At 32.8% G+C, this 24,276-nt stretch carries 21 protein-coding genes and 1 other annotated feature (1 of these 22 cut by a window edge); of the genes, 13 read left to right on the top strand and 8 right to left on the bottom strand.

The genetic code is table 11. The features are described 5' to 3' along the window. Positions 1 to 203: a binding site (T-box leader), on the bottom strand; it reaches 39 nt to the left of the window's first position. Positions 204 to 320: 117 nt separating this feature from the next. Beyond that, entirely contained in the window at positions 321 to 1,223 is a 903-nt protein-coding gene (locus tag FD18_RS03750) for a DMT family transporter (RefSeq protein WP_057718699.1), read from the top strand. A 37-nt stretch (positions 1,224 to 1,260) separates the two neighbouring features. Here the strand turns inward: FD18_RS03750 and FD18_RS03745 are convergent, their stop codons facing one another. From FD18_RS03745 to thiD, 3 genes are all read right to left on the bottom strand, one after another. After that, a complete protein-coding gene (locus tag FD18_RS03745; RefSeq protein WP_057718698.1) occupies positions 1,261 to 2,649 on the bottom strand; it encodes an APC family permease in 1,389 nt (462 codons plus the stop codon). Then, complete coding sequence (locus FD18_RS03740) at positions 2,630 to 3,313, bottom strand: type 1 glutamine amidotransferase (protein WP_057718697.1); 684 nt, start codon at positions 3,311 to 3,313, stop codon at positions 2,630 to 2,632. The genes FD18_RS03745 and FD18_RS03740 overlap by 20 nt, the downstream gene beginning before the upstream one ends. 75 nt (positions 3,314 to 3,388) lie before the next feature. Further along, positions 3,389 to 4,204 (bottom strand): bifunctional hydroxymethylpyrimidine kinase/phosphomethylpyrimidine kinase, encoded by an 816-nt coding sequence (gene thiD, locus FD18_RS03735; RefSeq protein ID WP_057718696.1) that lies wholly within the window; start codon positions 4,202 to 4,204, stop codon positions 3,389 to 3,391. A gap of 183 nt (positions 4,205 to 4,387) precedes the next feature. On the opposite strand from thiD, the gene FD18_RS03730 reads away from it, so the two are divergent. Then, positions 4,388 to 5,164: a tyrosine-protein phosphatase gene (locus FD18_RS03730; protein ID WP_057718695.1), complete on the top strand. Its 777-nt coding sequence runs from the start codon at positions 4,388 to 4,390 to the stop codon at positions 5,162 to 5,164. A 37-nt stretch (positions 5,165 to 5,201) separates the two neighbouring features. Here FD18_RS03730 and FD18_RS03725 read toward each other — a convergent pair whose 3' ends face one another. Further along, complete coding sequence (locus tag FD18_RS03725) at positions 5,202 to 6,188, bottom strand: LacI family DNA-binding transcriptional regulator (protein ID WP_057718694.1); 987 nt, start codon at positions 6,186 to 6,188, stop codon at positions 5,202 to 5,204. 10 nt (positions 6,189 to 6,198) lie between these two features. Continuing rightward, a complete protein-coding gene (locus FD18_RS03720; protein WP_057718693.1) occupies positions 6,199 to 7,668 on the bottom strand; it encodes a sucrose-6-phosphate hydrolase in 1,470 nt (489 codons plus the stop codon). A 236-nt stretch (positions 7,669 to 7,904) separates the two neighbouring features. Between FD18_RS03720 and FD18_RS03715 the strand changes: the two genes are divergently transcribed. Further along, complete coding sequence (locus FD18_RS03715) at positions 7,905 to 9,848, top strand: sucrose-specific PTS transporter subunit IIBC (RefSeq protein ID WP_057718692.1); 1,944 nt, start codon at positions 7,905 to 7,907, stop codon at positions 9,846 to 9,848. 182 nt (positions 9,849 to 10,030) lie between these two features. Here FD18_RS03715 and FD18_RS10330 read toward each other — a convergent pair whose 3' ends face one another. After that, positions 10,031 to 10,153: a hypothetical protein gene (locus FD18_RS10330; protein ID WP_268766060.1), complete on the bottom strand. Its 123-nt coding sequence runs from the start codon at positions 10,151 to 10,153 to the stop codon at positions 10,031 to 10,033. An 87-nt stretch (positions 10,154 to 10,240) separates the two neighbouring features. Between FD18_RS10330 and FD18_RS03710 the strand changes: the two genes are divergently transcribed. The 5 genes from FD18_RS03710 (at position 10,241) to FD18_RS03690 (ending at position 17,936) form a co-directional block, all read left to right on the top strand. Beyond that, the gene (locus tag FD18_RS03710; RefSeq protein ID WP_057718691.1) at positions 10,241 to 12,811 is read left to right on the top strand and encodes a class III lanthionine synthetase LanKC N-terminal domain-containing protein; all 2,571 of its coding nucleotides are present in this window, start codon (positions 10,241 to 10,243) and stop codon (positions 12,809 to 12,811) included. After that, complete coding sequence (locus FD18_RS03705; RefSeq protein WP_057718690.1) at positions 12,808 to 14,412, top strand: ATP-binding cassette domain-containing protein; 1,605 nt, start codon at positions 12,808 to 12,810, stop codon at positions 14,410 to 14,412. Before FD18_RS03710 ends, FD18_RS03705 begins: the two co-directional genes overlap by 4 nt. A gap of 143 nt (positions 14,413 to 14,555) precedes the next feature. Continuing rightward, a complete protein-coding gene (locus FD18_RS03700) occupies positions 14,556 to 15,350 on the top strand; it encodes a helix-turn-helix domain-containing protein (protein WP_057718689.1) in 795 nt (264 codons plus the stop codon). Between the two features lie 452 nt (positions 15,351 to 15,802). After that, complete coding sequence (locus FD18_RS03695) at positions 15,803 to 16,309, top strand: O-acetyl-ADP-ribose deacetylase (protein ID WP_057718688.1); 507 nt, start codon at positions 15,803 to 15,805, stop codon at positions 16,307 to 16,309. 19 nt (positions 16,310 to 16,328) lie between these two features. Then, positions 16,329 to 17,936, top strand: a complete 1,608-nt coding sequence (locus FD18_RS03690; protein ID WP_057718687.1) for an ABC transporter ATP-binding protein — start codon at positions 16,329 to 16,331, stop codon at positions 17,934 to 17,936. A gap of 39 nt (positions 17,937 to 17,975) precedes the next feature. Here FD18_RS03690 and FD18_RS03685 read toward each other — a convergent pair whose 3' ends face one another. Both FD18_RS03685 and FD18_RS03680 read right to left on the bottom strand, forming a co-directional pair. Continuing rightward, a complete protein-coding gene (locus tag FD18_RS03685) occupies positions 17,976 to 18,659 on the bottom strand; it encodes a gamma-glutamyl-gamma-aminobutyrate hydrolase family protein (RefSeq protein ID WP_057718686.1) in 684 nt (227 codons plus the stop codon). A 19-nt stretch (positions 18,660 to 18,678) separates the two neighbouring features. Continuing rightward, on the bottom strand, positions 18,679 to 19,893 hold the full coding sequence (locus FD18_RS03680) for an MFS transporter (RefSeq protein WP_057718685.1): 1,215 nt from the start codon (positions 19,891 to 19,893) through the stop codon (positions 18,679 to 18,681). A 173-nt stretch (positions 19,894 to 20,066) separates the two neighbouring features. Between FD18_RS03680 and FD18_RS03675 the strand changes: the two genes are divergently transcribed. From FD18_RS03675 to FD18_RS03655, 5 genes are all read left to right on the top strand, one after another. After that, on the top strand, positions 20,067 to 20,939 hold the full coding sequence (locus FD18_RS03675) for a hypothetical protein (RefSeq protein ID WP_057718684.1): 873 nt from the start codon (positions 20,067 to 20,069) through the stop codon (positions 20,937 to 20,939). After that, positions 20,939 to 21,421 (top strand): type I 3-dehydroquinate dehydratase, encoded by a 483-nt coding sequence (locus FD18_RS03670; protein WP_235499870.1) that lies wholly within the window; start codon positions 20,939 to 20,941, stop codon positions 21,419 to 21,421. The genes FD18_RS03675 and FD18_RS03670 overlap by 1 nt, the downstream gene beginning before the upstream one ends. Positions 21,422 to 21,570: 149 nt before the next feature. Then, positions 21,571 to 22,347 carry a DUF4931 domain-containing protein gene (locus tag FD18_RS03665; RefSeq protein ID WP_057718683.1) on the top strand — a complete coding sequence of 259 codons (777 nt, stop codon included), beginning with the start codon at positions 21,571 to 21,573 and terminating at the stop codon, positions 22,345 to 22,347. A 49-nt stretch (positions 22,348 to 22,396) separates the two neighbouring features. Next, complete coding sequence (locus FD18_RS03660; RefSeq protein ID WP_057718682.1) at positions 22,397 to 23,245, top strand: MurR/RpiR family transcriptional regulator; 849 nt, start codon at positions 22,397 to 22,399, stop codon at positions 23,243 to 23,245. A 210-nt stretch (positions 23,246 to 23,455) separates the two neighbouring features. Continuing rightward, positions 23,456 to 24,226, top strand: a complete 771-nt coding sequence (locus FD18_RS03655; RefSeq protein ID WP_057718681.1) for a serine hydrolase — start codon at positions 23,456 to 23,458, stop codon at positions 24,224 to 24,226. Positions 24,227 to 24,276 lie beyond the last annotated feature (50 nt).

Here is a 24,276-nt window from a genome sequence, read left to right as displayed (position 1 = left end):
TTGTCTAAATATAGACCAGCTTAATTAGAGCACAATCATGCTCCTCGGCTTGATAACGTACCGATGACGGCGTAGCTTACTATAATTTAGGCTAGCAGCACAGCGAAAAAGTGTTATTCGATAATTCAGGGTCTACTAGCTTCTCACTAACGCTAATTCACTGAAAGAATAAAATTATCTACTCGTCTCTTCATTGCTTTTTAAGTTTTATATTAATTATATTTAACTCGATTTGCGTTGAAAAAGCAAGAGGTAAAAAGATAATTTTTTTGGTGTGTGTTATGATGAATCTTGCAAAATATTAGGAAAGTTGGGAAGATATGACGAAAAAAAGATTGTGGACTTGTTTAGCAGCGCTAGCCTGTGTTTTCTGGGGAATTTCAGGTCTATTTGCTAAAGGATTATTCAATATAAGTTCTAGCATTACACCAATTTGGATTTCTCAGGTGCGAATGGTAGTTAGTGGGATTATTTTGCTTGTATTTGCACAATTGGCAGGAAAAAATCCGCTTAAAACAATGGCTAATAAGAAAGATGCGGTAACAGTGCTGGCTTATGGCTTGTTAGGATTATTGCCCGTGCAATATTGCTATTTTATTGTTGTGCAAGAAGCTAATGCGTCAATTGCTACTGTATTACAGTTTATTGGACCATTTTTTGTCTTATTTTATATGGTAGTCTTTGAGCACCAGGTATTACGTGCAGTAGATGTAATAGCTGCGGTTGTTGCTTTTATAGGAGTTTTCTTTTTAGCTACACATGGGCACTTTAATCAGTTGTCCTTAACTCCTTCTGTTTTGTTTTGGGGCCTTATTTCGGCAGTAGGAGTAGCCACTAATACTCTAATTCCCCGACGATTACTTGATCATACATCAAGCTTAGTGGTAACAGGATGGGGCTTACTTTTTTCAGGTATTGCTTTGGTAATAGCACATCCGGTATGGCCAAAGGTTCCGAATAATATTAACGTTTTTTGGCTAATGGCTGGTGTGATCGTGATTGGAACTCTGATTCCATTTCAATGGATGATGGGATCACTTCGTTATATCAAACCATCAACTGCTAGTTTATTAGATGCTTTTGAGCCGGTTTCCGCAACGATTGGGTCAGTAATTATTTTTGGATTAGTGATGGCTCCAATTGATTGGATTGGTTCAATAATGATCATTTGTGCAGTATTAGCACTTAATTGGGAACCGAAAAGTCATAATAAAAAAGAGTAGTTACTCGTGATTTTTGAGTAACTACTCTTTTTTGTAATTAATTATTTTTTTTGCTGATTTTACTATGTTTATATCCATAGATACAGTAAATAAATAGGCCAAATAAGAACCAAATACTAGCAAAAATATAAGTTTTAACAGATAAAAAGCATATCATGCCAATGCAGGCAAGTCCAGAAAGAATTGGAATTACTGGATAGAATGGAACCTTGAAGTCACCTTCAGGAATATCTTTTCTTCTACGCAGTAAAATGACGCCAAAAGATACGAAAGTAAAGGCAAGCAATGTTCCAATTGATACTAAGCTAGTGAGTTCTTCCATTGAGAACAAACCGCCCATTAAAGCAATAACGATAGTTACAATCCAAAGTGAATTTTCAGGAAGTCCATGCTTATCAATTTTTCCTAAAAAGCTAGGGAGGAGTCCATCGCGTCCAATGGAATAAATTAGACGTGAACTTGAGTAAATCATAGTTAACATCATTGTACTCATTCCAACAATGGCACCAATCGATAATAAATCTGCTACCCAACCTTGGTTAACTAACTTTAGGGCGTAGGCAACAGGATTGGCTACGTCTAATTGCTTGTAATTTATCATTCCAGTTAAAACTGCTGATACTCCCATGTAAAGCAATGCAGCAACAATTAATGTGCCAATAATTCCGATTGGCATATTTTTTTTAGGATTTTTAACCTCAGCTGCTGAAGATGAAACAACGTCAAAACCTAAAAATGCAAAAAAGACTGTAGTTGCCCCTCGTAAAACGCCGGTAGTTCCATATGGAGCGAAGGGTTGATAGTTTTTAGGCTTAATAAAAAATAAACCCACACCAATAAAAATAAATATGATTGCTATCTTAATTAAAACAGCAGCATTATTAAATTTCATGGATGCTTTCATTCCACGAGAAAGTAAGATTCCAATTAATAAAACACTAACAACTGCCCATAAATTTAGGTACGTACCATTTAAAGGATCGAACGGTCCCTCTAAATGATGAGGAATGTGTAATCTAAAGCTATGTAGCAAGGAGTTAAAATAAGAAGCCCACCCAGCTGATACTGCAGCAACTGAGAGCATATATTCTAAGATTAATGCCCAGCCTAAAATCCAACCAATAACTTCTCCGTAAAGAATATTTCCGTATGAGTAAGCAGAACCAGCTACTGGAATACTTGAAGAAAGTTCAGCGTAGCACATACTAGCTAAAGTACACACTAGGGCTGCAATTAGAAATGAAAGAGTAACACCAGGCCCCGCCTCTTTTGCGGCAACTGTACCAGGTAAAATAAAAATACCTGTACCAATAACGGCTCCAATACCAATAGTTAATAAGTCAAAAGCCCCAAGCGTTTTGGCAAAGTGCTTGTCTGTACCCAAATAACGCTTGAGGCTTTCTTTTCTAAACGGATTCAACTTCATTAGCAGTACGCTCCTTGCGACGTTCTAAAATCATTTTAACAATCGCATTTGCTACATTCGTATTACGAAGTAGTGGACCGTGAGAATATGAGCCAATAAAGTTTTTGTAACGTAAGCCTTCAACTTTATCTTGAGGGTTATTGCCGTAGCCTTCGATCATCTCACCAAAGGGATGAAGCATGTTAGTATTATCAAAATAAGTTTGACCTGAATGGTTTTCAAAAGCTTTAACTTCACCCCATTCAGTCATGTAACGGGTATCTCCAATCATACGTTTATCAGCCTTGAAAATAGTATGTAGAGGTAAAATACCTAGACCTTTAATGGTGATGCCAGAATTTGTTTTGTAGTAATCACCCATTAATTGATAGCCACCACAAATACAAAGCATTGGATTACCGGCCTTAATATAATTTTCAATAGTTTCTTTATGACGTGGCAGATCTTTAGCAACAACGGTTTGTTCAAAGTCTTGGCCACCACCAAAGAATAAAAAGTCGTAGTTCTTAGCGTCAAAGCTATCGTCTAGTGAAATATTATCAACTTCAGTTTGATAGCCTTGTTTAGCAAGTAAATAGCGAATCACTTTAACGTCGCCTGAGTCGCCGTAAGTATTCATTAAGTCTTCATACAAGTATGCAATTTTTATTGTTTTATCTGCCATAATTATCATCCTTATTAAAATCGTATGTTCAAAGTATAACTTAAAATTGCCTTAAATACGAGTTAATAAAAATATCTAATCAAGTTCTTCCTGTGCAGCTAAATGGTTAATTGGACCATATTTTGATCCTACATTAATTGGATGTGAAATTGCTTCGTAAGTAAAATCTTTAGCAATTTTAACTGCGGTCTTGATATCATTCCCTTTTGCAAGCTCAGCCGTAATCACTGCAGATAAAGTATCTCCTGTACCATTAACGCGATCAGTTTTAAAATACGGCTTGGTTAGCCATTCTTCAGAATTGTCTTCTAGTAAAAGATAATCTTTAACTTCTGTTTGCGTATCATTATGGTGTCTACCTTTGATTAGAACATTTTTGACACCCATCTTTTGAAGTTTTTTTGCACCTTCTTTGATTTCAGCTTCATTTTTTAGATCAAGACCAGTTAACTTTTGTGCTTCAAAAAAGTTAGGTGTGATGATGGTTGCCATAGGTACTAACTTCTCAAGAAATGCTTGATAAGCATCATTTGCTAAAAGAGTAGCACCGTGCTTAGTAATGATGACAGGATCAAGCACAATGTTTTGCATTTGATAATGCTTTAAATTTTTGGCTACTATATCAATAATTTCTTTGTTAGCAAGCATCCCTGTTTTAACTGCTTTTATCTTAAAGTCATCATTCAAGACGTCGAATTGCTTTTGAATAAAATCTAATGGCATTAATTGTTGTGCAAAAATTCCTTGAGAGTTTCCTGCGACAGCAGCAGTTAATAACCCCATACCGTAAACACCACGAGCATAAAAAGCATGTAAATCAGCAGGCATTCCAGCACTACCATCACTATCATGACCAGCAATTGTTAAGGCTTCTATGTGTTCTGTAGACATTTGATGCGACCTCCTTGATGTGCTTTTCTTGTAAATTATTATTATCAATTATAAAAAATAAACTAACAAAGTGAAAGTATTTTGTATTTAGCCAAAGTATCTATGCTTAGTTCTAAATACTTAATTACTGATAAAAATAGGCTAAAATATATCATGAGAGAAAAGCAGATAGAGGATGAAATAATGGAACATAATCGCTTAATTACTTTTGATGGTACTGTAAATTTTCGAGATATTGGTGGCTATGAAAATAATGAAGGGAAGCATGTTAAATGGGGAAAAATTTATCGTTCTGATTCCTTAAGTAGTCTAACTAAACGTGACGAAGAAAAATTAGAAAAGATGAAAGTCACGGTAGACTGCGATTTAAGAACAAGCAATGAACAAGTAATGGCGCCAGATCGAAAATGGAATGGTGTTGAAGTTTTGGATTGTCATGTCTATGCGGAAGATAGCAGCGGTAACTTTGTTAATGACAGTCATAAACTATATCGCTTTTTACATCATATTCCTAAAGTTGACAGTTATTTGAGTGAAATTTATCAAAATGTGATTTTAAGTCCTGCTAGTCAAAAGGCTTTTGCCCGTGTGTTTGCGTCCCTACTTACCTTACCGGAGGATGAAGCGTTAGTATATCACTGCAGTGCTGGTAAAGATAGAACTGGAATGACCACAGCATTAATTTTAAAGGGCCTCGGTGTAGATGAGCATACAATTGCACGCGATTATTTATTGACGAATGAACTGTATACTTTTGGTCTTAAAAAGCAGCTTCCAAGTGATTCTGAGATGATTAAAATGGTTAATCGAATGAACGTTACTGAAGGTGAAGGTACCGCTATTGAGGGAATTACTCAGACAATTGATAGCGGGTATGGTGGTTTTGAAAATTACTTTACTAAAGAACTTGGCTTTTCAAAGCAAGATCTAAAAGATTTTAGAAAATTATATTTAGAGTAACAAAAAACATTAGACACATTGAAGTGCCTAATGTTTTTTAGTTTCCACTAGATTCACGTTTAAGTAATTCTACGGGTAAATAGTAGGTATAGTTATCCAATTCTTCAGTCGGATTATCAATTCTTTTTTCTAAAAGTTTAACGAGTAATTGTGCAATTGAAGGAATTGGTTGAACAATTGTAGATAAACGTGGTTCAAAATCACGGACAACTTTACTACCATCAAAGCCAATAATTTTCAAATCTTCAGGAATATGAATTCCCAAATCATGGCTAATATTTAAAATAAGGAGGGCAGTGAGGTCATCAGAAGCAACGATTCCATCTACCTTATGATTTTCTAGCAAATCTCTAATTGCCATTTCTTTTAAGGCAAGAGTTTCGTTGAAGATTACTGGATGGATATGTTCCGTTAACTTGAGTTCCTCAATTGTTTCTTTATAGCCTAGGAGTCGCTTTTGAGTAGGGTGACCATCTAAAGTGGGGTTTCCGACAAAGTAAATGTGACGGGCACCATGATTATAAAGCTCTTGAGTAGCTAAACTACCACCTTTAAAGTTATCAGCACTAACAATTGGAATATTGTCCGATAGTTTTCGATCAAAGGATACAATTGGTAAGCCAGTTCTTTGATATTCTTCAATTCCTAAGTTATGTGCACCAGCGATAATGCCATCGACTTGATTAGCCATTAGCATTTGTAAGTAGGTGCGTTCTTTTTCTTTGTCATTGCCTGCGTTACAAAGGATTGTTTTATAGCCATGCTTAAAAAGGCGATCTTCTATTTTAGAAACTAATTCTCCAAAAAAGGGATTAGAAACATCAGGAAAAATTAAACCAATTAATTTGGTTTTCTTACCTTGCAGAGATCGAGCAACTGAATTAGGTTGATAATTCAACTCTTTCATTGCTTCATGAACTTTTTTACGTGTTTTTTGACTAATATAGCCGTAATTATTAATTACGCGTGAAACTGTAGTAACAGAGCAGCCTGCTTTGGCAGCTACATCGGTTAATTTGACCATTATTATCTTCCTATAATATAGAATCCATGCTCCATAGTCGTCCCGTGTACTTAGTATCTTTGTCAAAAGCAATTTTTTGGTTTGGAGTTGGTGCAAAGAATCTTAAAGTGGCAACATGACGACCATTATTGATGAAAATTTCGCATAATGAGCCATCAATGAAAATATCTAAATCTAAATCTTGATCATCTTTCAGGTCAATTGTTCTAGTTGCACCATAATCTGGGTTAACAGCTGGACCACTTGAAGCACGATCAATTGTTAATTTTGCATTTTGATCTGTATTAAAATCAAGAACTAGACTTGATGATAGATCTTCATTAGAAGCTAAGTGTAATTTTCCACTTTGACCGGCTAGTAAGTGAAGTTTCAGTTCATATTGTTTACCAGCTGCTTGACTAATTATCTTTTCATTATTGAGTTGTTTCTCATTATGACGTAAATTCTTGATTGCATCTACTGGATGTTGATATAACGCACCATCTTTAATTTCTAAACGCTTAACTTGACTGTAGCAATTAGCCCAATTTTCTTTATCAGTTGGATAAGTACAATCTGGTAAGCCAACCCAAGAAATAGCATAGGCATTTCCATCAGGAGCATTAAAAGCTTGTGTTGCATATACATCAAAACCATCATCTAGGTTAGCTGGATGAGCTTGGAGTGGCGTAAATTTAGCTTCACTTAAATTAATATCTTTGCCGATCCAGTACATATTTGGATAAATATTCTTGTAGTCGGCCACTGTTTTATCTAATCCTTGGGGACAGAAAATCAAAACAGGATAGTTATTAATGAAAACTAGGTTAGGGCATTCAATCATATAGCCCATTTCATCCTTACCTAAATCTAAATAACCATTTTCATGCCAAGTTTTAAGGTCGTCTGATTCATAAATATCAATATGACCACTCTTAGTTTTAGCATCTTGTGCACCAAGTAAAACGTAGTATTTTCCATCATGTTTAAATAATTGTGGATCACGGAAGTGTTCACTAACATGATTTGGTGGTAGAATTGCTGCTTTATCAGGTTTAGTAATATGATTATTTTCATCCATTTCAGCAATAACTTGATAAGGAATTCGAGTCCAGTCTTCATCACGATGATTACCAGTGTACATTAATAGAAGTTTTCCATTATGTTCCATCGCAGAACCAGAATATGCTCCCGCATTGTCTAAATCACTATCTGGATCAATTGCTGAACCTAAATAATGCCAATGAACTAGGTCAGGAGAGGCGTAGTGAATCCAAGATTTAACTCCATGAACTGGTCCAAATGGGTAAGATTGGCAAAATAGGTGATATTCGCCATTATAATAGGAGAATCCATTGGGATCGTTGATCAATCCAGAAAGTGGGTGGATATGATAGTGCATTTGATATGGGGAAGTCGCAGCTTGAGCTTGAAGATTTAATAAAGTCTGTGCATCCCAATCTTTATATTTGCGATAACGTTGTTTTCTTGTCCATTCCATAACTTATTCACCTCATCGAATATGTAAACGCATTCTTATATAAGAATGTTAACTTAAAGCTGGTCTATATGTCAAACGAATAACAGTATTAAACTAGTATTTTAAAAAAATAGAAATTAAAATGTTGCAAAATAATAACATTTTCTATGATAAGCGCTTGACATAATTTTAGAATACGCTATCATAATACATGTAAATATTTAAAACGCTTACACATTTTCAAGGAGGAGACAGACATGGATCACAAAAAAGTTGCTGAAACAGTTATTGAAGCTGTTGGTCGCGACAACTTAGTAGCCGCTGCTCACTGTGCTACGCGTCTACGTTTAGTCTTAAAGGACGATAGTAAAGTAAATATGAAAATGCTTGATAGCGATCCAGATATCAAGGGTACTTTCAAAACTAATGGTCAATTTCAAATTATTATTGGGCCTGGGGATGTTAATAACGTCTACGATGAATTAATCAAAATGACAGGTCTATCTGAACTTTCAACTGATGATTTGAAGAAAGTTGCCCAAAAGGATCAAAAGTTTAACCCAGTAATGGCATTTATCAAGCTTTTATCTGATATCTTTGTTCCTATTATTCCAGCCCTAGTAGCTGGTGGTTTATTGATGGCTTTGAACAACTTCTTAACTTCTCCAGGATTATTTGGAGCTAAGTCAGTTGTTCAAATGGCACCTAGTGTTAAAGGATTATCTGAAATTATTCAGGTAATGTCCGCTGCTCCATTTATTTTCATGCCTATCTTAGTTGGTATGTCTGCTGCTAAACGTTTTGGAGCTAACCAATTCTTGGGTGCAACTATTGGTATGATTATGACTACTCCAGCTTTAGGTGGAGCAGGTAAATATTGGGATATCTTTGGTTTACATGTTTCTCAAACTAACTACCAATACCAAGTTATTCCGGTTTTAGTAGCAGTTTGGCTTTTAGCTTTCTTAGAAAAGAGATTCCACAAGTGGTTGCCATCTGCAGTTGACTTCACATTCACACCACTTCTTTCAATTATGATTACTGGTTTCTTGACTTTCACAATTATTGGACCAGTCTTTAAAGGTGTGTCAGATGCAATTACTGCTGCCATTGTTTGGTTATACAACACAACTGGTGCCTTTGGTATGGGTATCTTTGGTTTATCTTACTCAGCTATTGTTACTACTGGTCTTCACCAAAGTTTCCCAGCAGTTGAAACTCAACTTTTAGCTGAATATGCACGTGGTCGTGGATCCGGTGACTTTATCTTTGTTACCGCATGTATGGCTAACGTTGCTCAAGGTGCTGCTACCTTTGCTATTTACTTCTTAACTAAGAATGAAAAAGTTAAAGGTTTAGCAAGTTCATCTGGTGTTTCTGCATTACTTGGTATTACCGAACCAGCATTGTTTGGTGTTAACTTGAAGTACAAGTTCCCATTCTTCTGTGCTTTAATTGGTGCAGGTGTTGGTGCTGCTTTTGCAGGATTAATGCATGTTACTGCTGCTGCCCTTGGTTCAGCTGGTTTCCTTGGATTCTTGTCAATGGTTCCAAAGAGTATTCCAATGTGGGCATTATCAGTAGCAATTAGTTTTATTGTTGCTTTTGGTTTAACCTTTGTATACGGTAAACGTCACCTTAAGGAAGACGTCGTAGAAGAATCGGGTACTGTTGAATCTGCTGGTGATCAAGTAGCACAACAAGAAAAAGCTGAACAAATTATCAAAGAAGATAAAGAATTACATGATGAAGTAATTGCTGCTCCTGTTTCAGGTAAAGCAGAAAGCTTGAAAGATGTAAATGATCCAGTCTTCTCTACTGAAGCAATGGGTAAGGGTGCTGCAATGGTACCAAGTGAAGGTACTATCTACTCCCCAGTAACTGGTGAAATTACAGTTGCTTATGAAACTAAGCATGCTTATGGAATTAAATCAGACGAAGGTGCAGAAGTTTTAATTCACATTGGTATCGACACTGTAAACATGAAGGGTGAAGGATTTACTACTGATGTAAAACAAGGCCAACATGTTGAAAAAGGTGAAAAGCTTGGAACAGTTGATTTAGATGCTGTGAAGAAAGCAGGATACGATACAACTGTCATGACTGTAATTACTAATACTACTAGCTATGCAAATGTTCAACGTATTGATGGCGTAGAAAAGAAGCATGGTGACGACTTAATCGCAGTTACTAAGAGATAATTATTGATAAGTAAATCAAAATAAGCTCATTTCCGTTTTAGGGGATGAGCTTATTTTTGTGATGAAAATAAATTGTTTAAAAGTTAAAAATATGCCATTTAGTTTTAATTTTTAATCAAAAAAACGCTAAATCATTCAGATTTAGCGTTCGTAATAAAGGTTAAACTTTTAAAGTAGTAGCCTTATTTGTTAATAATAGTTTTACCAGTAAAACATTCACCGAATAGATCAACTGCTAATGGATCCATATCATTTGTAAATTCCTTTACTGAAATAGTTAAAATTTCTTTCTTGCTTTCTTTCATAATTTTAATTCTCCTTTTTCTTTTTTAATGTTGACTTAATAATATTTTATTTTTAAAATTAAGTCAAGTAGTTTAGGAGGAAAAATTATGTATAATCCAGTTTATAAATTAAAAATAAATTGTTTATCAAATAGCTATAAGGTTAATTTTGATAAACAATGGATTTATTTAGCATCTAAAGAAAATACTATTCCAACAATTGGGTGGAAAATACATATTTCAGCATCTCCTGTTGATTTTTGGAAAATAGTGGAAAGAGTTTCTAAAATTGTAATAGAAAAAAAAGATACTTTTAAGATTCCGATTGATTATCATGCCATGCTAGCATTGACCACTGGCGGAACTAAGCTTGAAACACAAGGAAAAATGATAACTATTTATCCATCTGACCAGAGTTTTGCTAATTTAAAAGATTATGCGGAAAAATTAAGTGCCGATCTCAAAGAGAATAAGTATCCTATAGTTAGATGGGATTATAGATTTAAAGATACTAATGTTTTTTTCAGATATGGTGCTTTTTTAGCAGAATATCTGCCGGATAGTATGGGGTACTTAAAACCTGCTATTAATTATGAAGGAAAAAAAGTATTAGATTATCGTAAAAGTCTATTGAAAACTGCAATCCCTACTTTTTTAAAGCCTCCTCTTAATGAAAAAGAACGAATAACACTAAAGTTAGAAAAATTAGGCTTCGAAAAGATTAAGCATATTAATACAACTAGTAAAGGGAATACATTTGTAGCTTTTTATAAAAATAAAAAGGTATTTATAAAACAGGCGTATGCAAATGAACTTATTGATAAGTTAGGAAGATCTGCAGCGGATAGATTGAAAAATGAATATTACTATTTAAAAAAAATTCACAATATTATTAATTCTGTAAAACCTATTTTATTAAAGGAGTATACGAACGAGTCAATATTAGTCGAAGAATTTGTATACGGTTTTTCATTAAGTGAATATTTTAGAACCGGAAAATATTATGATGCTGATAGAAATCAAAGAAATATATTTATAGTTAAAATTATTGATTATCTATTATCAGATATTAAAAAATTACATAATAATGGCATTATTTTTAGAGATGTATCTCCAAGTAATATTATTGTAAACAACGATATTCCCATACTTATAGATTACGAGCTAGCAAATCAATTCTCTAATTTAAAAGCTTATGATGGGGCAACTCCAGGATTTTTTTCAATAAGAGAAAAGGGTATTAGACGTTGGTCTACTCAACGAGATGTATATGGCTTAGGAGCCCTTATATTCTATTTAACTACTACCGTAAAACCAATTTATCAGGAAGATTTAATTAGCTCTAAAAAGCAAAGAGAAAAGTTAGAAAAAATTGCTATTGCAATAAATGAGAAAAATTCTAGGATATTGCAATTGTCTTTTCTTGGTATTGAAATGATGTATCACTGTGAGAAAGAATTATCATATTTTATAAAAAAATTTTATTTAATAAAAAATTTTACTTTAAATATGCCTCTAAACGAGCCGATAATATCTAATACGATCAATCTAAACTTAAAAGCCTATCTTAAGGAAAGAGCTAAAAAAATAGTAATTACCAATAATAAAGTGACTAATAGGATAGATGTTTTAAGAAAAACTCAAATTATTAGTTTAGATGGAGGATTAGTGGCAGATCTAATGTTATTAAAAAATCAAGCTTATTCGAATAAAAAATATTCTTATAACAAAATGACTAAGTTGTTAAATACAATCAATTATGCTTATGATTATATTCCACACTATAATGTCCATAATTTAATTACAGGCGACGTAGGTCTTCTATACTGTATTGACTGGTACAATAAATTTTACTCAAATATCAAATATAGTGACTTACGAGAAAAAATTATCATTTCGTTAGAGAATACAGATTTTGAAAAATACTATACAAGTTTTTTGTACGGAAATTGTGGAATTGGATATATGTTGTGCAAAGCATATCATCTTTCTAAGGATAAACGTTTACTAAAAATAATTAATACACTTATAAATACAGTATATAAACGTATTGAAGTAAGAGACGGAAAAATTATTGATATCAATGCAGGTAATGCAAATTATAAACTTAATAATAAAATTTTAGATCTAGGCTATGGATCAGTTGGAGTTGGAATATTTTTCTGCGAGTATCTAAAAATTATGGATAATAAAAAAATTCTAAAGATTACAGATATGATTTATGAACAAATAAATATGAAGAAAAATTATAAAAATGGATACATATACTGGCAAATGTCAAATTTTGACAATCACCATTATCCCTTACTTTTTTCAGGAACAGCAGGAATAGGAGTATTTTTAATATCTTATAAGAGACTAACTAAAAAACACATAAATAATATAGATAATATACTTGGTCTAATAAATCATACGTTGCTAAATTTAAATATTGTATTTACAGCTAATCTACTACAGGGAGCAGCGGGAATTTTATTTTTCTCAAAGTATTATGAAAAAGGAAAAGAATTAGAAAGTAAATATAGAAAAATAATATATGCTATGTCTTCTAAAAAAGGAGCATATAGATATTGGACGGATCCGTCTAGATATAATCGAAGAGATGACTCTTTTTTAACGGGTACTCCAGGAATTTACTATGTATTGACAATGTCTAAAGAAAGAGGGTTGAGGGAATGACTTTAAAATACGCATCAAAAATAAATGTTACATTGTATATTTTATTATCAATTATATATGCATCGGGGAATGTTGCAATTGCATATGTTTCAAAATTAATGCTAAATAATGCTCAATACCAGCGTGGAGGATTAACTCAACTTTTAATAATCGCTTTGTTGGGTTCTCTTATAATAGTAATAATTATGTTTTCTAACTTTGCATATAAATATTTAAAAAATAAAATTATTTTAGAAATTAATCTTGAATTGAAAAAAAGATTAATGACTCATTTGATGAATAAAAATGGCACTTCTCAAAAAGAAGGACTTAACTTGATGACAAATGATTTAAAGCAAATAGAAACGTTAAAAATCAGTAATGAATTATTGATTATTACAGAGATTTTTTCATTTGTTTTATCATTAGTAGCTGGATTATTAAATAGTTGGTTTTTAACTATAATATTTATGATTACTACCTTATTACCCGGCTTAATACAAAAATTATTTGTCAAAAAGATTCAAAGTAAATCAAAAAAATGGGAACAAAGAAATGCAAACTATACACAAAGAGTAAGCGATGGATTAAATGGAGCAGTAACTGCAAATTTATATAATGCGAGAAATTCAGTCTTAGAGAGGATTATTACTGATGCTAAAAGTATGGAAAATGCTTTAAAGTCATTAAACTATACTCAAGATGTAGCAAATCAAATTATTATCGCTTTAGCTGATATCTTTAGTTTTATTCTCCCATTTTTTATAGGTGCTGTTTTAATGTATAACGGTCAAATTGGTTCGGGTACTTTGATTATGATTGTTCAATTATCTAATAATTTTATTAATCCTATTGTTAATATTTTTGATCAATTGAATCAAATTAAGTCAACTGAACCAATTTGGAAAAAAATAGAAGTTGGATTAAATGATGTTCCAACAGCGCCAAATGATCAGAAACAGACTTCTAATCGTACGTTCAAGAAATTACAAACAGATAGTTTAACCTATAATATAAATGGAAAAAACATATTTACTGATTTATCACTTACTATTCCTCATAAAAGTAAAGTTTTGATTACAGCACCAAGTGGATGGGGAAAATCGACATTTTTACAGTTATTATTGGGAAAATTAAAACCTGATAGTGGAAAGATTTTAATTGATTCTGAGAATATTACTAATAACTGGGAAACAGCCCATAATTATTTTAGTTATGTAACCCAATCTCCTTTTATTTTTGATGATACATTGGAATTTAATATTACATTGGGTAAAAAGTATCCATCAAAAAAGTTAAATGCGGTTATTGAGAAAGCTGGATTAAAGGAATTGGTTGATGAAAAGGGTTTAACTTACTCGGTAGGAGAGAAAGGAAAAAATTTATCAGGAGGACAAATTCAAAGAATCGAAATTGCAAGGGCTTTACTATCAGATCGACCTATTATGTTGGCTGATGAGGCAACCAGTGCTTTGGATCAAAAATTATCCGAAAAGATTCACAGCATTATTTTAGATAATCCGAGATTAACTGTTATTGAGGTAGCACATAAAATTTCTACTAAAGAAAAAGAAAAGTTCGATAAAGTATTAAAATTAGATGAACTAGCAAAACAGAAGTAAGGATAAATAAAATCTTGGGTTGAAGAATCAAGAAATTAAGAATAAGCTCATTTCCGTTTTAGGGGATGAGCTTATTTTTTGTTCTAAATTTAGGACTAGAATTATATAATTACATATCATTAACTTAGAAAAGAGATGAAATAATGCAAATAGGGAAAGAACTGAAAAAACTACGGTTAGAACTAGGACTAAGTCAAACAGAGATGGTAGGAGATATTTTAACAAAATCCTACTATTCAAAAATCGAACGAGGATTACATGAAATTAACGCAAAAGATTTGATTGAAATACTTAAACGAAATAGAGTTAATATTTCCGATTTCTTTCAGGGTATAGAAAGTAAGGGAAAAAGTAAAAAATATTTAGAGCAGTTAAGAAATTCATATTATGAACAAAATCTTTCAAAAATTGTAGAAATAAGAAAAATTTGTGCTACAGATTATCAATACAGAAATGTTTATGCTCATGCTATTCTTTTAGAGAACTTTTTTAAAAAGAATAAACTATCATGTAAAGAAGAAGCAATGATTAAGAAATTAATACTTAATATAGATGAGTGGGGAGAAGATAACTTGCGCTTGTTTGCTATGGCTATATCTCTGTTTGATGAATCAGAGATTGAGTATGAACTAAATATGATTTTAAGAAAGTATAAGGAAATAGATAAAGCCAGCAGGAAAATTCAAGAAATACTTGGAGGAATAATGGTTAATTATTTAAACATAATGCTCATAAAAAATGATAGAAATTTTGAAATGATAAGTAAGTTGAGAAATTTCCTGTATAAGTTACCGGTTGAGCCAAGAACTATATTTTTTAAAGTGATGGCAGATTATTATGGTTATCTTTTTAATGAAGAAAAATTAGAAGCAAAAAAGATTTTAGACTTTTTTGAAAGACATGGGATGGAGTCGATTACAGCCTATATAGCATTTTAGTTGTGTCATAATAGACACTTCGCTGATGGATTTTTAACAGTTTTGTATTATATATATTCAAAGCCTTGAAATTAATAATATTTTATCTATTAGTGGAACGAATAAAAAATGAATGTTAATAAACTTATATTAGAAATAAGCTATTTATTTTGTTGTATAGGTCCGATCGTTATACTTATTATTAGAAATATAAATGATCTAATGACTGTAACATTTGGAATATTATCAATTATTTTTCTTATATATGTTTTGGTATATTTTTATATTTCACAAGAATAAGTTTTGATTAGTAAATTCCTAATAATTATTTTTTATCAATCTTACATATATTTGCCTATAATATATACTCATGATCATAAATCAAAATAAACTCATTTCCTGCTTTGGGGATGAGCTTATTTTTGTGTTTGAGATAAAATATACATATGAAATATTAGAAAGGGTGAGAGTTAGTGAGTGATCTTCAAGTAATTCAAGCGGATATCACAAAATTAAAAGTTGATGCAATCGTTAATGCAGCTAATAGAGCACTTTTAGGTGGCGGTGGAGTTGATGGGGCAATTCACCGTGCAGCTGGTCCAGAATTACTAGTAGAGTGCCGAACACTTCATGGCTGTGATACTGGCGAAGCTAAAATTACTAAGGGTTATAATTTACCAGCTAAATATGTTATTCACACTGTAGGACCAGTTTATAATCCGAATTTTGCTCAAAAAGATGCAGAACTTTTAGCGAATTGTTACCACAATAGTCTTGATCTGGCTAAAAAGTATAATTTACATTCAATTGCTTTTTCTTGTATTTCAACTGGTGTATATGGGTATCCAAAGGTAGATGCTGCAAAAATAGCTGTTAAAACTACAAGAAGCTGGCTTAAACAACAAAAATTTAATATTGAGGTCTACTTTTGTGTATTTGATTCAGAAAATAAAGCCATATATAATAAATTAACGTCTTAACTAAAGTGAGGAGTTTTAGATGAGTTTAAAATATGCAAAACGAAGTCAGGTGATTTGGTTTGCTATCTTGGCTGCAATTAAGGCTTGTAATATTTTATTTGTGGCTTATATGATCAAGATTATGCTGAATGTAGCATCATCGCATTCTAAAGATATAATGCATTTAGTGCGTTTAGCAGCTTTAACAGCTTTAGGGCAGCTATGCTTCATGATGAGTAATTTCATCTATGAGCGTGTAAAGATGGGAATCATTCGTGATGTTAACATGGTCTTTAAGCGAGCTAATTTGCAGTATTTAGTTGATCAAGATGAACCAGATATTAAAAATGGCTTGTCGCTCATGACTAATGATCTAAAGCAAATTGAAACTAATCGAATTACGGCACAACTTGATATGATTTATCAAGGCTTAACTTTTATAGGTTCGTTAGCGTTTGCTTTGTATAATTCATGGCAAATGACGATTATATTCGTAGTGGCAATGGCTGCTCCAGCAATTGTACAAATTTTTACTAGTAGAATTATTACTAAAAAGTCTAAGATTTGGGCTAAAACCAATGCAAATTATACACAGAACGTTTCTGATTCTTTAAATGGGGCTCAATCAGCTAAACTATATAATGTTAGAAACAATATTGTAGTAAGAGCAACGCATTCGGCTCAAAATATGGAAAATGCCTTGCGTAATATGAACTTAACGCAGGCTTGGGCTCTAGAATTAATTTATTCTGCTGCAGAATTGTTCTGCTTTATTATTCCATGTACAATTGGCGGCATAATGATGATGCAGGGTAGCTTAAGCGTGGGGACACTATTTATGATGGTCGACTTAGCAATGAACTTCATTACGCCTGTTGTAACTTTATTTAATGAATTTAATCAAGTTAAGTCTACGGTACCAATGTGGAAGAAAACGCAAAAAGCACTTAACTACGAAGCAATTGAAAATTCAGAAAAACCGGAGAAGTTTGAAGGATTAGATGTTGAAAATCTTGCTTACCAAACTAAGTCTGATAAACATACAATTTTTACTGACGTTAATTTGCAAGTTAAACCTGGTGAAAAGATTTTACTCATGGCTCCAAGTGGTTGGGGAAAGACTACCTTACTTCGACTAATGCTAGGATTAAAACGTCCAGTAAAGGGTAAAATTTTAATTAATGGAGAAAATGTAACTGGAGATTGGGCTAAGGCTCATAACTATTTTTCTTACGTTAACCAGAAACCTTTTATGTTTGATGACACCTTGCGATTTAATATCACTTTAGGTAGAAAAGTTAGCGATGAGAAACTGAAGAAAGTTATTCATTTAGCAGGATTAGATGAATTGGTGAAAAAAGAGGGATTGGATCATAAAGTTGGCGAGGCTGGAAACGGCTTGTCTGGTGGTCAAATTCAGCGAATTGAAATTGCGCGTGCACTCCTATCGGGTAGACCAATTTTACTTGCAGATGAAGCAACAAGTGCTTTAGATCCTAATTTATCTCTTGCAATTCATGAGACGCTGTTAAAAAATCCTCATGTAGCGGTAATTGAAGTTGCTCATAAAATCTCAGATAAAGAAAAAGCAATGTTTAATAAAATTATTCGTCTAAATCTATGTGCTGGTAAAAATACTGATAATTAAAATAAGAGCTAGAGGAAAAATTTCTCTAGCTCTTATTTTTTAGTTTAACTTATCAAAAAAGTTAGTAAAGATCTTTTCTTGCTTTGGATCATCCAGCAATTTATCAGGACGCCATTGAATTCCTAGCATTGTTTGATCAGTTGATTCAATAGCTTCGATAATTCCATCAGGGGCAGTTGCTACAATATTAAAGTTGTTAGCGATTGTTTTAATAGCTTGATGGTGATGGCTATTAACATAGGGATGAGTACCAACAGCCTTAGCAAGTTCGCTTTCTTCAGTTACATTTACGTGATGACTTTCTAAAGATAAATCATTTTTCTGAATATGCTGAACACCTGCACCAGAGTTTTGAGCATAAATATCTTGGAAAAGTGTTCCATTGAAAGCAACATTTAACATTTGCATTCCACGCCCAATTCCTAAAATTGGCAAGTTAGAATCGTGAGTATTTTTAATTAGATTTAATTCGAATTGATCTCGATGAGGATCAGTTTCTTTAAGTTCAGGAAGTGGTTCTTCATTATAGAAAATTGGTGTAATATCAGGACCATCGCTTAGAATTAAAGCATCAAAATTAACATTTGGAAGTGGCAATGTCTTTAAACTAACTGGTGCAAAAACAAGTGGAAGATAGCCTAGTTTTACAACAGTATCTATAATACTTCGATCAACAATTAATTTATTATTTTTAATACTTGCAGTGATACCAATAGTTTTCATTAAATACTCCTTTAACAAATCAGGCATTTTCGCGATGAGAAGAAATTAGCATAATTAAGTAATTAATCAATAAGGTAATTCCAGTCGCTGCAAACACCCATTCATAGGTAAACATACCAGAAATAGTTGAACCTAGTAAAGACCCAAGAACTGCACCTATTGCTTGGAATGATTGATTATAAGAGAAAACTCTACCGAATGCTTCTGGTGGAACATTTAAAGTTAGAATAGTTTGAGCTGCCGGAAGCAAACCAGCACTAATAATTCCTAATAAAAATCTCCAGAAAGCTAATGACCAGGCATTGGGAATAAAAGTCATCGGGATGAACAAAATTGTAGCAATAAGTAGGCCCCAACGCAAAACTTTTTCAGCGCCGATTTGATCCATTAAATGACCAATATGAGAAGCAGAAAGCATCGTTCCAAGACCAGGAGTAGCAGCAACAATTCCAGCGATTAATGCAATATTGTGACTATGAGGCATGAGTGATTTCACATAAAGAGAAACAATCGGATCGATCGACATGGTTGATAATTGGACGATCATTGTAGTGACGAACATAATAATGATCAACTTAACATTAGGCAATCCATGCATTATTTCATTCATCGGTTTCATCTTTTCTCTTGAAACAGGAGTGAAATCTTCCTTAACTAATAGCCATGTTCCTAAAAAAGTTAAAAACATTAAACCACCGGTGATAAAGAATGGGATGCGGTATCCAAAGGCACTAGATAAGGCACCACCAATTAGTGGCCCAACTAGGTTGCCTGCTGTTCCGGCAGTCATCATTTGACTCATTACCCATCCGCTACGCTGATGTGGCGTCTCACCAGCCATTAAGGCAGTGGCGTTATTGATATATCCAGAAAACAAGCCTTGTAAAAAGCGCATGCAGATAATAAAGAAGGCACTTTGTGCTAGCCCTGTAATAAAGATAGTTAGACTCATAACGCCGGCAGCCCGCATACACATGAGCTTTCTTCCTTTTCGATCAGCTAAGTTTCCCCAGTAAGGAGAAATAATGGCCTGGGCAATAAAAGTCATGGCAAAGGCTAATCCAGAATAAAGGTTTAATTGTAATTTATTATAGTTACCTAACTCAGCCATAAATAGAGAAATAAATGGCATTGTCATTGAGTAACCTAATCCAGTAATAAAGCAACCTAGCCACAGGGTATAAAATATTTTATGCCAACCGCTAGGTAAAGTATAGGTGTGAGATTTAGTCACATAGTCATCCCAATCTAAGATATTTCTTATTTTTCAATAGTCTATTTTAGCATAGAGTTTTCATAGGAATTTTCATGATATTTTTAAGTTGCTTAATTTTCTTAAAAAAGTAATGCGAAGAATGGTGTAACATGCTAAGATTGACTAGCAAAATAAGTTAAAGGTTGAGTGTAATGAGCAAGAAGCAAGATTCAAAGGATAATAAAGAACAAAAAGTATTAACTAGAGAAGAATATCGTCAACGTTTAGCAAGTCACGATAAGGTAAATATTTGGGACTTATTTTTAAATCGACCATATGTTTCAGTAACTTTAATTGTGCTGGCAATTATCTTTATTATGACTAAATGGTGGCTTGGACTCATAATTCTTCTTATTGCGGCAATAGTGGGAGCTTTTATTATCGTAAAAAGTAAAAATCCCAATCGAACTCTTAGTTTAGAGTTTAAACTTGGTGGTAATAAAACTCTTCATTTACTAAAAGCACTACAATTAGGCGCTTCAATGGTCATGTTTTTATCTACTTATATGCGTCAGGTTGTAACAATTAACTTTCAAACTGTGGGTTCACAAGACATGTTAAAAATGCTTCAAGGTGCAGCTGCAAGCACCAATAATGCTTATGCTGCACAAGGAGCAAATGTTGTTGGCTTACTTGATAACTTATTAGGTGGGAGTTTATGGGGGACATATCGCTATGCTACAAATACTGGGCAGTTTATGAATGATCCTGCTGGTAGATGGATTATGATTTGGACATTTTTATTGATGGTTGCACCAGCTATTTGTGTATTGGCTCAGTTTTTCAGAGAACCTTATTCAAGACGTGCAATGTTGGTAAGCTCAGGTATATCAACAATTTTATTTGTTTTAACACCAACTTTGATTCATCAGTGGGCCAATCAATTTGCGATCAACCACCAAATTAATCCAGCTCAAATTGGACAGATGTTTAGCGTCGGCTACATGGCCTATTTTGGCATGGGATGTAGTATTTTAGTATTGGTTATCGCAATCATTCGTAGTATTAAAAGAGATAAATTTTAATGAATAGAAATGAAATTGCTACTATAATTTATGTAGCAATTTTTTATTTGGAGAAAATCATGAAATTTACTGAAAATCAAATTCTTATAAACGATCAAAATATTTCTGTATTAACTAATACTGGAACAAATGAAGCAGATATTTTAAATCAGGCAGAAAAAATAAAAAAGCTCCAACCAGAAATGATGGAGTGGAGAATTGACTATTTTGAAGATGTAATTTTAATGAATCGACTGATTGAAGTAGCTAATAAACTTAAAGATATAATGAAGGAGATTCCAATTTTGATTACTTTTCGCAGTCAGAAATTTGGTGGGAAAACTGAATTAGATAGCGAAGACGCTTATTTAAATTTGCTGAAAATTACAATTGATTTTGGGTTAGGAAATGCTATTGATATTGAACAAGATCATGTTTCTGATCGAGTAAATGCCTTAATTCAAGACGCAAAAAATAAGGGATTAGGAGTTGTTCTTTCTTAAAGTAAAAAACTCTTTCGGAAAAGTGACCGAAAGAGTAAAGTTAAGGAAAGCTACAAAATGTTATATGAAAGCGTTTTAATCACTTTCAATAATTATTATAGTAGAGTGTAGGCTGAAGTGCAAATATTTTTTAGAAATGAGGGAAAAGTTTGAATAATGATCCACTTATATTTGAATTTGCCGTAGCTAAAAATAAGCCGTCTAGCTTCAATAGTGAAAAAAGTAATATTTGTCCTTTTTGTGATGTAGAAAATTTAACTGATATTTATCAAACTAATGGATCAATGATTTGGCTCGCTAATCGTTTTCCAACATTAAAGGATACAAAGCAAACAGTCATAATTGAGTCGAACCAGCATAAGGGAGACGTTAGCAGTTATTCCCAAGAATATAATCATAAATTGATGAAATTTGCTTTAAATTGCTTTGATGAAATGCAACAAAGTGGTGAATTTAGATCGGTCCTTTGGTATAAAAATTTTGGCCCTAAATCCAATGGCTCTTTAGCGCACCCGCATATGCAAGTTGTCGGTTTGAATAAAGAAGATGGCTACAAGTATATCTATGAAAATAATTTTACTGGAATTCATGTCTTTAAAACAAATAATATGGAAGTTAACTTTGCTACGCATCCCGTTCAAGGATTCCAAGAATTAAATATTAATTTGTTAGAAGACTCAGGCTTAGATAAATGGGCTGACTGGATTCAATACGGAATACGCTATACATTAAAAGAGATGTATGGAGGTCGTTGTGATTCATATAACTTGTTTTTCTATCCAAATCGAAATGGAATATGTTGTAAGATTATTCCACGTTTTTATGCGCCGCCATATTTTGTTGGTTATAAATTATCTGAATGTAATGATAACGTGACCTTGAGAAAAGAAGCAAAAAGATTATTAAACTTCGTACAAAAATCTTGAAATAGTATTTCAGCACCTTAAAATATTGAATTAGAAAAAGAGGTATAGTATGGATTTATCAACTAAAGTTTTAAACAATTATCCAAATTTTAAAGGTGCATCTAAAAAGATTGCGGATTATTTATTAGCGCATCCAAAAGTTTTTTTACAAGAAGATGCACAAGGCTTAGGAAAAATTACCAAAACTAGTGCTGCTTCAATGATTCGTTTTTGTAAGCAGCTCGGTTTTAAAGGGCTTAAAGATTTTCAAATTCAATTAGCTCAAGATACACCTCAAGAAAATGACAATGTTATTGATCCAATTGTGGGAAATCATGATAATCCTCATATTATTTTGCAAAAGCTCTTATTAAGTATTGAAAAAAACACTGAGCAAACAGCTCATTTGATTGATGGTATGGCATTAAATCAGGCAATAAACTTTTTAAAGAATGCTGATAGAATTTATTTAGCTGGCGTTGGTGCTTCGAGTTTACCAGCGCAAGACCTGTATTATAAATTTATTCGTAGCGGTAAAAACGTGATTTTTAATCAGGATGTTCATATTGCGCTAGAGAGGATATGTTATTCTCATTCTACAGATGTTTTAGTAATTTTTTCCTATAGCGGTTTAACCCAAGAAACTTTATTGATGGCTGATCAAGCACGAAAAAATCATACTCCAATTATTGCAGTTACACGTTCGCGGCAATCTCCTTTGGTTGAAATTAGTAATGTTGTTTTAGGTGTTTCAACTGATGAAAAATTACTCAGAGTTGGTGCGATTAATTCATTATTTTCAGAAATGCTTGTTTCAAGCGTATTGTTTTTGGCAACAATTAATCAAGATTTGTCGAATTTAGAAGAAAAATTTAGAAAAACAGAGTCGTTGACTAATCAGTTAAAACGTTTGAAGTAAAAAAGGTGATTCAAATATTATATTAAATAATAGTCGTAAAATATTAAGGAATAAGATGCATTGGCATCTTTTTTCTTTGAAAATTTAAAGCTGTCTTGATACTTGATAATGAAAAGTTTTAAACTTATTTTATAAATAAAGATGCTGACATAATATATAAAATAACGTAGGTTAAGTTTTGTCTAATTTTATAAGGAAGGCGATTGCTTTATGTTAAAGGGTGGAATTACTGAAATTATCCAAAAATATGATATTGATGCAAGTGTGATTGTCAAATATGGCGATAAAATAATGTATCAATATCAGGCCGATAAGATTTTTCCAGCAGGAAGTTTGATTGACTTGTCCATTGCGGCGTATATTGAAGATCAGTGGAAAGAGAATCCAGATGTTGTTAACGAAATGATGGAAGTTACCGATCTTTCTCGTGTACGTGGTGCTGGAATTATCGGCGCTCTTCATCGCACGAATTGGAGTGTGCTAGATTTAGTTTATTTGATTAGTGCATTATCAGATAATGTGGCTACTAACTTATTAATTGAAAAGTTTGATATCTACGAAATTGATGCATGGTTAAAGGACAACTATCCTGGCTTAAGAATTGGTAGAGAATTGATGCGTTATTCAGCAAGTGGTCAGGATAATGAATGTACAGCTACTAGTGTTGATAAATTGATTACACATTTGATGACTACTCAAAATCCTTTTTGTGCTTTGGTGCGTAAAGGATTAAGTAATCATACTATTCCTACAGACTTAACTTTTTATGGGGATAATCTTCTTACGTATAACAAGTTAGGACAAGATAGACAGGCACGGCATGAAGTTTGTGCGTTTATGACTAAAAAAGCTCCAGTTTTTTGTACTGTTTTAAGTAGTTATAGGGGAAGAGATATAGAAGATAGATTATTCTTTCAAGAATTAAGCGAATTGATTTTTTCACATGTAAAAACTGCTAAGCTTGAAAAAAAGGAATCCTAGATAGTCAGGATTCCTTTTTCTATGGGTAAAATTGTAGAATGTTAATAAAA

The organism is Lactobacillus taiwanensis DSM 21401, from assembly GCF_001436695.1.
GTDB classification, from domain to species: domain Bacteria; phylum Bacillota; class Bacilli; order Lactobacillales; family Lactobacillaceae; genus Lactobacillus; species Lactobacillus taiwanensis.
This window is presented reverse-complemented; position numbering and strand designations above follow the sequence as displayed.

Coding starts and splice junctions, on each gene's coding strand:
- FD18_RS03690 (WP_057718687.1), top strand. CDS start 16,329: ATGAGTTTAAAATATGCAAAACGAAGTCAGGTGATTTGGTTTGCTATC.
- FD18_RS03660 (WP_057718682.1), top strand. CDS start 22,397: ATGGATTTATCAACTAAAGTTTTAAACAATTATCCAAATTTTAAAGGT.
- FD18_RS03715 (WP_057718692.1), top strand. CDS start 7,905: ATGGATCACAAAAAAGTTGCTGAAACAGTTATTGAAGCTGTTGGTCGC.
- FD18_RS03705 (WP_057718690.1), top strand. CDS start 12,808: ATGACTTTAAAATACGCATCAAAAATAAATGTTACATTGTATATTTTA.
- FD18_RS03685 (WP_057718686.1), bottom strand. CDS start 18,659: ATGAAAACTATTGGTATCACTGCAAGTATTAAAAATAATAAATTAATT.
- FD18_RS03745 (WP_057718698.1), bottom strand. CDS start 2,649: ATGAAGTTGAATCCGTTTAGAAAAGAAAGCCTCAAGCGTTATTTGGGT.
- FD18_RS03725 (WP_057718694.1), bottom strand. CDS start 6,188: ATGGTCAAATTAACCGATGTAGCTGCCAAAGCAGGCTGCTCTGTTACT.
- FD18_RS10330 (WP_268766060.1), bottom strand. CDS start 10,153: ATGAAAGAAAGCAAGAAAGAAATTTTAACTATTTCAGTAAAGGAATTT.
- FD18_RS03740 (WP_057718697.1), bottom strand. CDS start 3,313: ATGGCAGATAAAACAATAAAAATTGCATACTTGTATGAAGACTTAATG.
- FD18_RS03670 (WP_235499870.1), top strand. CDS start 20,939: ATGAATAGAAATGAAATTGCTACTATAATTTATGTAGCAATTTTTTAT.
- FD18_RS03710 (WP_057718691.1), top strand. CDS start 10,241: ATGTATAATCCAGTTTATAAATTAAAAATAAATTGTTTATCAAATAGC.
- FD18_RS03675 (WP_057718684.1), top strand. CDS start 20,067: ATGAGCAAGAAGCAAGATTCAAAGGATAATAAAGAACAAAAAGTATTA.
- FD18_RS03730 (WP_057718695.1), top strand. CDS start 4,388: ATGGAACATAATCGCTTAATTACTTTTGATGGTACTGTAAATTTTCGA.
- thiD (WP_057718696.1), bottom strand. CDS start 4,204: ATGTCTACAGAACACATAGAAGCCTTAACAATTGCTGGTCATGATAGT.
- FD18_RS03750 (WP_057718699.1), top strand. CDS start 321: ATGACGAAAAAAAGATTGTGGACTTGTTTAGCAGCGCTAGCCTGTGTT.
- FD18_RS03700 (WP_057718689.1), top strand. CDS start 14,556: ATGCAAATAGGGAAAGAACTGAAAAAACTACGGTTAGAACTAGGACTA.
- FD18_RS03655 (WP_057718681.1), top strand. CDS start 23,456: ATGTTAAAGGGTGGAATTACTGAAATTATCCAAAAATATGATATTGAT.
- FD18_RS03720 (WP_057718693.1), bottom strand. CDS start 7,668: ATGGAATGGACAAGAAAACAACGTTATCGCAAATATAAAGATTGGGAT.